The 13,633-nt window shown below is 40.3% G+C and carries 9 protein-coding genes; all 9 read left to right on the forward strand.

The window, feature by feature from the left end; genetic code table 11:
- Positions 1–179: 179 nt before the first annotated feature.
- The 9 genes from E4K68_RS16295 to E4K68_RS16335 all read left to right on the forward strand — a co-directional run bounded on the left by E4K68_RS16295 (position 180) and on the right by E4K68_RS16335 (position 13,620).
- The gene (locus E4K68_RS16295; protein ID WP_135379984.1) at positions 180–1,190 is read left to right on the forward strand and encodes a lipoate--protein ligase; all 1,011 of its coding nucleotides are present in this window, start codon (positions 180–182) and stop codon (positions 1,188–1,190) included.
- A gap of 44 nt (positions 1,191–1,234) precedes the next feature.
- Positions 1,235–1,741 carry a nitroreductase family protein gene (locus tag E4K68_RS16300; protein WP_135379985.1) on the forward strand — a complete coding sequence of 169 codons (507 nt, stop codon included), beginning with the start codon at positions 1,235–1,237 and terminating at the stop codon, positions 1,739–1,741.
- Between the two features lie 179 nt (positions 1,742–1,920).
- Positions 1,921–2,514 carry an HD domain-containing protein gene (locus E4K68_RS16305; RefSeq protein ID WP_135379986.1) on the forward strand — a complete coding sequence of 198 codons (594 nt, stop codon included), beginning with the start codon at positions 1,921–1,923 and terminating at the stop codon, positions 2,512–2,514.
- Between the two features lie 352 nt (positions 2,515–2,866).
- Positions 2,867–3,520 (forward strand): class II aldolase/adducin family protein, encoded by a 654-nt coding sequence (locus E4K68_RS16310; protein ID WP_135379987.1) that lies wholly within the window; start codon positions 2,867–2,869, stop codon positions 3,518–3,520.
- Between the two features lie 313 nt (positions 3,521–3,833).
- Positions 3,834–5,090, forward strand: coding sequence for an adenosylhomocysteinase (locus tag E4K68_RS16315; RefSeq protein ID WP_135379988.1), 1,257 nt, complete (start codon positions 3,834–3,836; stop codon positions 5,088–5,090).
- A gap of 444 nt (positions 5,091–5,534) precedes the next feature.
- Positions 5,535–7,253 (forward strand): methyl-accepting chemotaxis protein, encoded by a 1,719-nt coding sequence (locus tag E4K68_RS16320; protein WP_135379989.1) that lies wholly within the window; start codon positions 5,535–5,537, stop codon positions 7,251–7,253.
- Between the two features lie 302 nt (positions 7,254–7,555).
- The gene (locus tag E4K68_RS16325; protein WP_135379990.1) at positions 7,556–9,700 is read left to right on the forward strand and encodes an ATP-dependent helicase; all 2,145 of its coding nucleotides are present in this window, start codon (positions 7,556–7,558) and stop codon (positions 9,698–9,700) included.
- 186 nt (positions 9,701–9,886) lie between these two features.
- A complete protein-coding gene (locus tag E4K68_RS16330) occupies positions 9,887–12,313 on the forward strand; it encodes a type IA DNA topoisomerase (RefSeq protein WP_135379991.1) in 2,427 nt (808 codons plus the stop codon).
- Between the two features lie 143 nt (positions 12,314–12,456).
- Positions 12,457–13,620 carry a DEAD/DEAH box helicase gene (locus E4K68_RS16335; protein WP_135379992.1) on the forward strand — a complete coding sequence of 388 codons (1,164 nt, stop codon included), beginning with the start codon at positions 12,457–12,459 and terminating at the stop codon, positions 13,618–13,620.
- Positions 13,621–13,633: the final 13 nt, after the last annotated feature.

The following is a 13,633-nucleotide window of genomic DNA, read 5'->3' on the forward strand; positions in this document are numbered from 1 at the left end:
AAAGTTGGTGCCACTGTGTGTCAAGAATTCCCACGGACTCCCAGGCAGAATAAGAAAAGTAGTTCTAAGACTATAAACTTTTTTTGGGAGTATAATAATTCTGGTGATAAAAGGAGTTAAGACAATGTCTTGAGTCTCAACAGCATGTACTGTAGTTCTAATAATAGGAGTGGTCGAATTTGACTCATGATGGCATTAAAACGAAGATAGTCCTTTCTACATCCTTTAACCCTTGGCATAATTTAGCCCTTGAGGAGCACCTCTTTAGACAAGTCGAAAAAAATCAAGTCATTCTTTATTTATGGCAAAACCAAAATACAGTTGTAATTGGAAGACATCAAAACGCATGGAAAGAATGTCGGTGTAATCAGCTAGAGCAGGATGGGGGGAAATTGGCTCGCCGATTATCAGGAGGTGGTGCTGTTTTTCACGACTTAGGTAATCTCAACTTTACGTTCATTATGGACCGTGCACAGTATGATTTGCAAAAGCAGCTAAAAGTAATATTAGAAGCTTTAAAAAAACTCAATATTAAGGCTGAGTTTTCGGGCCGTAATGATATAACGGTTGAAGGGCGTAAATTTTCGGGAAACGCGTTCTATTTTGAGCATGACAAAGCCTACCATCACGGAACCATTTTGATTAATGTCGATATTCAAAAACTATCAGCATATCTCCAAGTTTCCAAAGAGAAGATTGCCTCGAAAGGCGTGGATTCTGTCCAAGCTAGGGTCGGGAATCTTAGTGCGTTTTTACCAGACATCTCTATCGAATCGATGAAAGTAGCCCTAATTCAGAGTTTTGAGGAATTATATGGAACCAATTCGAGTGATCCAGTCTCTGTAGGTGAAGCATCCTACGATTTAGAAGAACTTTACCAAAAATACTCTTCCTGGGAATGGCTTTATGGCAAAACTCCGAGTTTTGATATAGTCATGGAGAAACGTTTTCCTTGGGGAGGTATAGAACTAGGGCTAAGCCTTAAGAATGGATTCATAAAGGAAGCAAAGGTTTACTCTGACGCAATGAATAGTCATCTTATTGATCAGATAACCTTTGTAGTTTGTGATCTGCCCTTTGATATTGAACAAATGGTCAGTACGATAAGCAAGGTTGAGTGTTCTTTTGATGATAAGGTAATAATCAATGACTTAGCAGCTTGGTTACTAAGCAAGGCAGGCGACATTTAACAGGCAAATGCAGTTAGATTTTGAAATTAAAGGTGTGTTATTTAGTGGAAGCAATTTTAAGTCGGCGTAGTATTCGAAAATACACAAATCAAACAGTGTCTAAGGAAATAGTTCATGAGCTTCTTGAGGCTGGTATGTGTGCCCCTTCGGCAGGAAATGAACGACCTTGGCACTTTATTGTGATAGAAGAACGTCCTCTCCTAGAAGAGATTATGAAAGTTCACCAATTTTCCAAGATGCTGAACGAAGCGCCCTTGGCAATATTGGTCTGTGCGGATGTAACCTGTGACAAGTATCCGGGGACGAACTATTGGATACAAGACTGCGCGGCTGCAACAGAGAATATCTTGATTGCAGCAAAGGAAAAGGACTTGGGGACGTGCTGGTTAGGAGTGTATCCAAAACCAGAGCGGGTCGAGGGTATACGTAATATCTTTGCCCTGCCTGCGCATGTGTTTCCGTTTTGTGTGATTGCATTGGGACATCCTGCAGAAATAAAAGCCCCAATAGTACGTTACGACGAAACGAGGGTCCATCATAATTGTTGGTAATGTTCAGACTCATCCTTTAAAAAAGGATAGGATTCTTAAAATTGAGCAAGGGGCCAGCCCGTTAATTTGGGCTAGCCTCTTTGTAGTATGATCATTCACGGATTTCGGGTGCAAATAACTTAAGTGTTAGCATATAAGTTATATCATTTGAACTTTCGATAGAAAAGGAGCTGCTAGGATTGGCGAAGGAACGATTAAAAAAGCAAATCGAATTTATTGTGGAGATCGATAAGTTAAAGCGGATTTTTAGACAAAACGTAGTCATTGAGACTTTAGAACAGGAAAATGATGCAGAACATTCATGGCATATGGCTGTTATGGCGATTTTACTGTCCGAATACTCATCGACCACGGACTTAAACGTGTTAAGGGTTTTGAAAATGCTGCTTATCCACGATCTTGTAGAAATTCACGCGGGGGACACCTTTTGTTATGACGAAAAGGGCAACCTCGATAAGCTAGACCGCGAACAAAGCTCTGCCGATAAGCTCTTTAATATCCTTCCATCAGACCAAGCTCAGGAAATCATGGATCTGTGGCATGAATTTGAAGCAATGGAGACTCACGAAGCGCGTTTTGCTGCGAGTCTTGATCGATTACAACCTTTACTACTAAATTACAATACGGACGGCCATACGTGGAAAAAGCCTGGTATCTCAAGTGAAAAGGTGCTTAAAAGAAATGCTGTATTAGAGAAGCCTGTTCCCCAACTTTGGGATTATGTTCAAGAAATTATTGAAGACTCTATTCAGAGGGGTTACCTCGAGAGATGATGTAGTTCTAAGAGATAAGAACTGTTTATACTTTGTTTATAGTCTGTTTATGGAAACTCAAGACCCCTAGGGTAAACTATAGCTTAGGAAGCTTCCTGAAAACGGATAAAGGAGTTGTATTGATGAAAGTGAAAAAGAAAACAGCAATGCATTTGGGGTGCAGGCTATCGGTTTAGGGTATAAATAATGTGACTGTGTGGTCAATGGCAATTAAAGAACCCTTGCATAATCTTTAGGAAGTTGTTAAATTAGCAGTAGAATCGTTAGCTTAGCTTAGCTTAGCTAAGTGAAAGCTTATTTAAGTATCTGAGGGAATTGTTTCCAATGAGATATGAAGAGGAGACTTACCAAAATGAATCAATTACTGGAAATACGCAAAAAAGTAGTTGAGAAGGGGATCGAAATGCTCGCAACAAACCTCACGGTAGGAACCTGGGGGAATATCAGTTGTCGAGTCCCGGATCAAGACTATGTTGCCATTACTCCGTCCGGTATGAGCTACGATACTTTGGTGCCAGACGATATTGTGGTTTTAGATTTGAGGGGGAACATCGTCAATGGAACACGTAAACCCTCTATTGAAGTCCCTCTGCATTTAGCGATCTATATTGCTCGTGAGGATGTGCATGCTATAGTACATACTCACAGTGCTTATGCGACAGCGATGGCGGTATCTAGAAAGGATATCCCAGGAGCGGTTGAGGATTTAGTACAGATTGTGGGCGGGAACGTGAGAGTTAACGAATACGCACTTCCTGGTACAGAACAACTTGGCATCAATACAGTCAAAGCATTGCAGGGGCGTAATGCTGTTTTGCTTGCGAACCACGGAATGCTTGGAGTGGGTCGGGATTTGGAAGAAGCCCTTAGAGTTTGCTTGATAGTCGAAAAATCGGCACAAATCACGCTTTTTGCACAGCTCATGGGTGGAGTTGTGGAATTATCTCAAAATGATATTGATGGAATGCGAAATTTCTATCTTGGCGGGTATGGCCAGAGAAAATGAGTAAGATTTGAAAGTGTATCGAGCAGATGAAAACTCGATACCTAATAACTCGGATTCAACCATTATCTAGTGTAAAGAAAGGAACCTGTTTTAATTAAATTTAATAGGGGTTTTGGATTTTTGGAACAAATAAGATTTTTAGAGTATAATTAGGTGATCTCCCACCAACAAGGTGAGTCTAGCGGAGATTCTAAGTACATATTTGATTAATAATAACATTTTAACATTTGTGATGATGAAGGTTCTTTGATTCTGAAGAATACGTGACTGATCGAAAATTTTAAACTCAAAAAACAGAAAGTGGGTACAAAGAATGAAATACACTATTCGAGATTTAACATTAGCTCCAGAAGGACAGCGTAAGATTGATTGGGTAGTTCCCCGCATGCAAGTGCTCAACATGGTACGCAAGGAATTTGAAAAGAATCAACCCTTTGCTGGCAAAAAAATTGTGATTTGTCTACATTTAGAAGCTAAAACTGCTTACCTAGCCCACGTGATCAGAGCAGGAGGAGCAGAGGTAACCGTGGTTGCTAGTAACCCGCTTTCCACTCAAGATGATATTGTAGCAGCTCTTGTTCAAGACGGAATCGGGGCACATGCTTGGTACAATGCCACAGAAGAAGAATTTAATCATCATCTGCAATTGGCACTTGATACAGAGCCGGACTTTATCATTGATGATGGGGGAGATCTTGTTTCTACATTACATACCACCCGGCCTGAACTTCTGCAGAAAGTTAAGGGGGGAGCGGAAGAGACGACGACTGGTGTTCTTCGATTGCATTCTATGGCGCGTGATGGAGCATTGAAGTTTCCTATGGTTGCCGTGAATGACGCACAATGCAAGTACTTGTTTGATAACAGGTATGGTACAGGGCAATCCGTCTGGGACGGAATTATGAGAACGACCAACTTGGTAGTGGCTGGTAAAACAGCCGTTGTCGCTGGGTATGGCTGGTGCGGAAAAGGGGTTGCTCTACGTGCCAAGGGATTAGGAGCGCGTGTTATCATTTGTGAGGTTGATCCCATCAAAGCAAATGAGGCATTGATGGATGGATTTGAAGTTATGCCCATGATTGAAGCGGCTTTGTACGGAGATTTCTTCATAACGGTTACGGGCAATAGAGATATTGTCAATAAAGAGCACTTTGTCTTGATGAAATCCGGTGCAATCATGTGTAATGCTGGACACTTCGACGTCGAAGTCAATGTAGCGCAATTGAAAGAAATAGCAATTTCTGAAAGAGTGGCAAGAGCGAATATAACAGAATACACACTTCCAGGAGGTCAACATTTGTACCTTTTAGCTGAGGGACGTTTAGTCAATCTGGCCGCCGGCGATGGGCACCCTGCAGAAGTGATGGATATGACGTTTGCATTACAGGCACTGTCTCTAGAATATGTCGCCTTGAATTATGATAAACTGTCTCCTGGAGTTTACCAAGTCAATAGGGAGATTGATGAAAAGGTAGCCTTGTTAAGGCTTAAGTCACTTGGGTTATCCATTGATAAATTAACCAACGAACAAGTTGAGTATCTGGCATCTTGGAGTTCTGAGGAAAGCTAATTTAGAATTTCTTCATTTAGAGTTCGCTTTTTGGGGAAAGAGTAATTATTGGTATATATGCCGATAATTACTCTTTCTTTTGTGTGATAATTAAGTTCCTTAATCAATAATATAAATTAAAATTTTATCTTCCACTGTATGAATTTTCTCGTCTTTTAAGTGAATTAGATGAATTAGTGACCATAAAACTAGGTAAACAAAACTGAAACTAATTAATTATAGTATATGAAATTTTATCGACAGTTGGATAAAACAATAGAGGGTTTTACATTTTGTTACAGAAATATATAATGTATCTTGTTAATAAGAGGTAATTACCTATGATGATAGGCGAATAGACGGGGACGATAAATAGTTTTACCAGCAAAAGAATTCGCTATAATTATTCGTTTTTTTCGAAATTTATCTAAGGGTACTGTGGTTAGTTTAAAAGGAGGAGTTAGTTTGAATTGGTTACAAAACAAAAATACGGCTTTTAAAATCGGACTCTTAATTTGTATTATGTCTATTACATTAGGCGGAGTGGGCTTTATAGGTCATTATTATTTTCAGCAAGCGGGTATTTCTCTCAATAATTTATACACGAATGATTTGATACCAATTCGTGATATCAATCAAGCACGGTCTGACAGTAATGCCCTTAAATCTGCGGTTTTGGCAGTTACCTCTTATACCTTAGATAATGCGATCAATAAGCAACAACTAGATCAGATCACTGTGCGTGAGAATTCCATAGATAAGTTTATTGCGGGATTCCAACCCTTAGCCACAACAAGTTATGAAGGGGAAAGATTAGTAAAAGCAAAAGATTTGTTTAAAAATTTAAAAGATGTTATTCAAAAATCGGTGGACCTTGCGCAGGCTGGTAATAAAACAGAAGCAATGAATTATTACTATAAGAATGGGTTTTCACAACAAGAAGATTTTCAATCACTTTTGCGGGATATCGGAAATTTTAATATTGATGAAGCAAAGGCCCAAGTGAATAAGGACAATAGCATGATTGTTAGAGTCCAATTGGTCTTGGTCGTTTTACCAATAATGGCAATTTTAATCGGAGCTCTTATCGGAATCATTATCACTAGAATGATTATTGGGCCACTTAACATGATCTTAAAGAGCGTAGAACAAGTAGCTGACGGAGATCTAAATGTTGATAAATTAACGATACACTCTAAAGATGAAGTTGGCTTACTCGCCACTTCGTTTAATGCAATGATTATTAATCTTCACAGTTTGGTAAGTAAAATATCAAATACAGCCGATCAACTCGCAGCGTCTTCGGAAGAGATCGTAGCAACTATGGAACAAAATTCTTTAGTTTCAAATCAGATTAGTGCGTCTATTTCTGAAGTGGCGAATGGGTCGGAACAACAGGTCAAAGCGCTAACTGAAACATCCGCGACGATTGAAGAACTATCAGCTAGTATTGAAGAAGTGGCTTCAAGTGGAAATATCGTTGCCAATACTGCTAGCAAGACAGTGCAGATTGCCAAAGAGGGTAACATAACGATCACCAAAGCCGTGGAACAGATGAGCATTGTTGGAAATTCAACTGAACTTGTTCAGAATGCTGTAAACAAATTAGCCGTAGGATTTGATAAAATTTCCGAGTTTATTAACATAATTACAAATATTTCATCCCAAACAAATTTATTAGCTTTAAATGCAGCCATAGAAGCAGCTCGTGCGGGAGAACATGGTCGTGGTTTTGCAGTGGTAGCGGAGGAAGTAAGAAAACTTGCTGAGCTATCACAGGATTCAGCTGTTAACATAATTACCCAAGTTCAGGAAAACCGAGAAAATATCAAAGACGCAGGCATTGCTATGAGTAGTGCGGTGAGTAGCGTCAACGATGGGGTGGAAGTAGTAAATACCGCGGGCAAAGCGTTTGCTAATATCGCAGGTTTGATCGATGAAGTTTCTTCACAAGTAAACCAGATTGCGGCAGTTGTTCAACAAATGGCAAGTGGCAGTCAATATATAGTGTCTTCCGTATTGGCTATTGATACAGTCAGTAAGGAAACCTCTAATCAAACGATGAATGTTAGTGCCGCAGTTGAAGAGCAAACGGCTTCGATGGATCAAATTGCAGATAACAGTAGGGGTCTAGCTAGTTTAGCAGAAGAACTTCGATACGCTATTGAAAAGTTCCATGTCTAAGAGGACTAGAAGGAAATGCAGACTATCATCTAACAGATTATGGGCGACAAGAGAAGGGATTTGTACATATAGTTCAAGGATTATCCACTACTTTGTAGGTGTATAATCCTCTTTTTATGAGACAGTGAACTACCACCTTGAGAAAAATCTAGGTTTTTTACGCCCCCATTAATCATGTTGCTTTAATCTGATGCCAAGTAGGATGATGATTGAGGGAAATTAGAGTATAATGAATGAATACAATTTAACAGTTTGTAACAAGTTTACAATGGTTATAAGTAAAATGTATAAAAGGAGTTAAAATGTTAGAGGATCAGCGGTTTTTTGAATGCCTCGAGAGGGAAACTGGGGTGATCTTAAATGGAATGCAAAAACAAGCAATTTGCCATCCTAAGGGTCCAATGCTGCTCTTGGCAACTCCTGGTGCGGGGAAGACCACAGTATTAAATGCTCGAATCCTCTATTTGATCATTCGCCTGGGTGTAAATCCAGAGAACATTCTCGCTCTGACATTTAGCAAAGCTGCAGCTAAAGAGATGAGTGACCGTTTTCAGCGAGTATACGGTCAATTGGTTAAGCAAAGGGTGCAGTTTTCTACGATACATAGTTTTAGCTATAATATTGTTCGGACTTATTTTTATGAGAAATGCATAGCTTATTCTCTGATTGAGAATGAGCAGGGGGTCAATAGCAAAAATTCCGTGCTCAAGCGCCTTTATGAAAGCATTAATCAGATGGTGCTCACAGAAGATAAGCTGGAAGAACTAGCAAACGCCATCTGCTTCATCAAAAATAGCATGATGAAGGTTAGCGATATCGAAATGTTAGATACCAAGATCAAAGATCTTGTGCTAATCTATGAGGCTTATGAAAACTACAAAAAAAACGCCCACCCGGGTATCATCCTTATAGATTTTGATGACATGCTCACACTTGCCAACAGGATACTTGAAGAAAATCCTGAGATTCTTTCGCGATATCAAAAGCAGTTTCCGTTTGTTTTGACCGATGAAAGTCAGGACAATTCGTTTATTCAGAATAAGATCATTGAGAAGGTCGCCAAACTTAGCAATAACCTTTTTGTTGTAGGCGATGATGACCAGTCGATTTTCGGTTTTCGATCGGCTAATCCGAAGTATTTATTGGATTTCAAGAGGGTACATCCAGGTGCTCGTATCCTGATGATGGAGCAGAATTACCGTTCTACCCAAGAAATCGTCAAGGTGACTAATGAATTCATTAGTGGTAACCAACAGCGTTACTTAAAGACTATGTTTACAGAAAACCCCTCAGACAAATCAATTCAAATCAAGTCCTTCGAATATGCTCATCAACAGCTGAATTACGTCATTGAGGAGTTAAAGAAAAAGAAGGCAATCGGGCAGACGGCTTTGCTTTACAGAAATAACGTTTCTGCGATTAAGCTAATTGACCATCTAGACAGTGCTAACCTTCCGTTTTATGTCCGGGATTCCGGTAACAAATTTTTTAATCACTGGGTAATTAAAGATATCATTAACTTCATGCGCTTTTCCTATAGTGATAAAAATGTGGGGATTCTTGAAATCCTCCATACCAAATTCGATTCTTACATTTCAAAACAGCAAATTGAGTATTTGAAACATCAAGATCAAACTATATCTGTGTTTGATCATTTGGCCGATATTCCTAATCTTCCGGCGTTTCGTAAGAAAAACTTCCTAGAATTGAAACGGCAATTTAAAAAACTCAATGAAATGAACCCTCTTGATGCTATCCGTTTCATCCGAAAGGAACTGAACTATGAGAAAAAACAAGAAGAGTTTAGCGAGCGTTTGGGGCTTTCAATCGAAGGAATCCGAGGAATTTTAGCTACGCTCGAAAGTATTGCACAAGGTATGAAGACGCTCAAGCACTTTGCGGATCGGCTGAAACATCTTGAGCAATTAATGCGCGAATCGGTCGTTAATAAAGATGATAATTCTGTCACGCTTTCTACATTGCATTCAGCTAAAGGCTTAGAGTTTGAAAGCGTTTATATGTTGGACTTGGTCGATGGGATTCTGCCTAACCGTGAAAGTATTAAATCTGCGGAAATGAAAAAAATAGACAGTCTGGAAGAAGAAAGAAGGCTTTTTTATGTAGGGATGACTCGGGCGAAGAAAGAATTAGAACTTCTAACAGTTGAGAATCTCAACGATCAAGATGTGATTGAATCACAATTTGTAGGAGAAGTACGAGAGATTCTTTGCCCAGGGAGTTCTCAAAATGGGAAGGATACTGTCAACTTAACAACGTTTAAACTAGAAAAGGGAGCCAATATACGACACAAAGCGTTTGGAATCGGACGAATTACAGTTGCAGACGTAAGGTTAGATTTGCTCGAAGTGAACTTTCGAAAACTAGGTGTTAAGCAATTCTCACTAAAGGTTTGTTTAGAAGGGAACCTAGTAAGTTCGGTGTTATAAGTGGGACTGATCGGTGATATGATTCTAGCGTTTTTTGGTCGCGTTTCGATTTTCAAATGATAAGGCTCTTAGTAAATAAATGTTTCCTGAATAATGGTGTTAATCGTTATGAGTATTCAAACTGAAAAGCATGTTAGATGCGCTTGTTAGCGGTCGTGAACATTAAGAAAATGGAGGCCTGGATGCATGGGAAAGACACTTATTGTGGCTGAAAAGCCGTCACAAGCTCGTGAATATGCCACGGCCTTAGGAGTTCGGGGTAAAGGGGACGGGTATATTGAAAATGAACAGTACGTGATCACGTGGTGCTACGGTCACCTCTTAGAACTGGAGCGCCCAGAAGCGTATATGAATCTTGATCGAGTGGGAAAACGCTGGAGTTTGAATCGTTTGCCGGTCTTGCCCGGCTTGAACGCGTTTCGTAGGGTGGTTAAATCTGGAGCTGTCAAACAGTATCAGGTAATACAGCGGTGGCTTAAATCTTCAGATGTCGAAGATGTTATATGTGGTACAGACGCTGATAGAGAAGGACAGTTGCTTTTTCAGGAAGTTTGGGATGCTTCTATGTGTAGCAAACCCTTATCTAGGCTGTGGATTTCTTCATTGACGTCTGTAGCAATCAGAGAAGGCTTGGAACGCCTTCTTCCCGCAGATTCAGTGGCCGGGCTGGCAGCTGCAGGGCATGGCAGAGCATATGCTGATTGGGACTTTGGAATGAATTTAACGGAGGGGTTCACCTCATTGTTTGGCAGTTTTGATGCTGTGCGTAAAAAACCTAATGTTATTTCGATCGGACGAGTGCAGACACCAACACTAGCTTTGATCGTCGAGCGAGAATGGGAGATTGAACGCTTTGTTTCCCAGCCCTACTTCGAAGTTAGGGCTGAGCTCACGGCAACACGGGGAGACTATACTGGTAAATGGTTTGATTCCCAAGAAGAATCCAGACGTATTACGAATCGCCAAGACGCCGAGAGTATCGTGACTAGAACTCAGGGGAAACCTGGTAAAATTACTAAAATGGAGCAGAAAGATGTCCAAGAACCGGCACCGCTTCTTTTTGACTTAACCTCTCTGACAATCACAGCTTCCAAAAAATACGGTTTCAGTGCGGAAAAGGTTCTTCAGTTGGCCCAATCACTTTATGAGAAAAAGTCGATTACCTATCCACGAACCGATTGTGCTTATCTCTCAGAGGACCTTGTATCGAAGTTGCCAGATCACCTGAAGGCCGTAAAACAAGAGCCTTATACGAATTTGGTGGATGAAGCTAGACTTTTGGGGGTGCCTAGGAGTAAACGCGTGATAAACACAATCACCGCGCATCATGCTATCATTCCGACGACCGAGAAAGTCGTTATAGAGAGACTTAACTTTGATGAACAGAAACTGTATGACTTGATTGTTCGACGTTTTCTAGCAGTCTGGTTTCCCCCTGCCCGATATCACCAAACAGATGTGATAACCGAGGTAGAGGGTGAACGGTTTCGTACAAAAGGTAAAGTTCTGCTTAGCCCGGGATGGAAGAAAGTTTATGGCACTGATGAAGAAGAGGAAAAAATTACACGTAAAAAGAAGAAGGATGACCGTGAGCAATCAGATGATGAGAATACGACCCTGCCGCCCTTGAGCATGAATGAAGATGTGCGAACAAAACGTGTTTTCAGTGAAGAGAAGAGTACTAAACCGCCCAAACGATTCACCCAAGGTGACCTTCTTAAAGCAATGGAAGGTGCAGGTAAGCAGATTGACGACGAGGTGCTGCGTCAGCAATTGAAAGGGAAAGGTTTGGGCACTGTGGCTACTAGACCAGCTATCATGGAAAACCTAATAGACAGGGGCTATATCCTTCAGGAGCAAAAGACGTTGAAACCTACAGAAAAAGGGACCGAACTCATTCGTCTCATAAAGGAAAGGCTCCCTCAAGCCCAGCTCTTGATCAGCGCGGAAATGACAGGACAAATGGAGTTCAATCTTTCAAAGGTAGAAAAAGGAGAATTGACAATCGAACGCTATATGGCGGATGTAGAGGAAGCCATTGGCCGAATCATTGAGGAATTGCGTTCCTTCGAACATAAACACGGAAAAACTCCTCTAGCCCTTGCACCTACAACAGATCATTCTACGGGAGTAGGAAAAGGGGAAGGGGCAAAAGTGGCCCGGAAGAAATCGAGTAAGGTTCTGAAATCAACAAAATTTGCCAGGGAGATCGAAGAAACGGGAAAACCTACAGTAATAGGAGAGAACGGAATAGAAAGAGTAGCCCGAAATAATCTGCAGGCCACCGCCTTGATGGAATATGAAAAGACAAAGACAGTTACAAGCAAAGTTCAATTAGACGTGTTGGGTATCTGTCCAAAGTGCGGTGGGGATGTGATTGAAGGACAAAAGGGATTTGGGTGCGCGAGTTGGAGAGAAGGATGCCGCTTCGTGGTATGGAAGAGTCCAATCTATGGGAAAGTACTTACACCAAATCAGATCAAAAGTCTATTAAAGAAAGGGAAAACTCCGCTTATTAAAGGGTTTAAATCAAAATTGGGTAAATCATTTAACGCTTATTTAATTTGGGAAGATCCAACAGATGCAAAATTGAAATTTGAGTTTCCCAAATAACGTTTCATGAATGTGATTAGCAAAGTGCTTTTTACATTCGAATTATGTTGTAGAAGGTTAAAGTTTCTGATAATCAAAAAAAAGGATATAATGTTAGAAATACTTAACTCATATCATTTATCAAGATAGGATGGAGATAATCAATGGTATCTTTTAATCAGCTCGGGCTTGACCAATCTTTGGTGGCTGCCCTGGAACAGGAAGGAATCGTTGAATCGACAGCGATCCAAGAACAAACACTCCCATTTATTTTGGAAGGTAGAGATGTTGTTGGTCAATCAGAAACAGGAACAGGAAAAACTCTTGCTTTTCTACTTCCCATTTTCCAAAAAATAGATACCCAAAAAAAGGAAAATCAAGCCATTATTTTAACCCCTACGCATGAACTCGCTATCCAAATTCAAAGAGTCATGGAGGTTTTGGCAAGAGGTTCAGGGCTTGCAATCACATCAACTGCGATCATAGGGAACGTGAATATCGCTCGCCAGATTGAAAAACTTAAGGAAAAGCAACATATAATCGTTGGTTCGAGTGGTCGAATTCTTGAACTAATACAGAAGAAAAAAATCTCGTCACAAACAGTCAAGACGATTGTTTTAGATGAAGCAGATCGCTTACTTGACGTAAATAATTCCCAAGTTGTTAAGGCTGTAATTAAAACAACTTTAAGCAGAACGCAGCTATTGATGTTTTCGGCCACTTTACCTCAGGTGACATTGCAACGGGCTTCTGAACTACTGAAACAACCGGAAGTTATTCGTGTTACGGACAAAGTCATGATCGCTCCCAATGTTACGCATATGTTCTTTTTGGCTGAGCAAAGAGACAAAATTGAAGTTCTAAGGAAGCTAGTTCGAATGGTTATTCCGACTCGAGCTCTAATCTTCATCAATAAAAGTGAAGAAATTGAAAAGATGGTGGAAAAACTTAAATTCCATGGCTTGGAAGCAGAAGGCATTTACGGGGGCGCTAGCAAGATCAACCGTAGAAAAGCCATGGATGGTTTTAAAACTGGAAAAATAAGCTTACTTGTAGCTTCGGACTTAGCAGCTAGAGGACTAGACATCAAAGGAATTACGCATATTTTTAATCTTGATTTGCCAGAAGATCCTCAACTTTATCTACATCGAGTGGGAAGAACGGGCAGGGCAGGAGAAAGTGGAATTGCAATATCTATAGTGAATGATAAAGAGGTTACTCATATAAGAAAGTTAGAAAATATATTTGAAATTAGGATTAGCCCTAAGGAGATGCTACAAGGGGAAATAATAGATGCTAGAAAAAAAGCAGGAGTGAAAAAAGGCTGAAAGGGTTTCTACT

It is taken from the genome of Desulfosporosinus sp. Sb-LF, assembly GCF_004766055.1.
Taxonomy (GTDB): Bacteria; Bacillota; Desulfitobacteriia; order Desulfitobacteriales; family Desulfitobacteriaceae; genus Desulfosporosinus.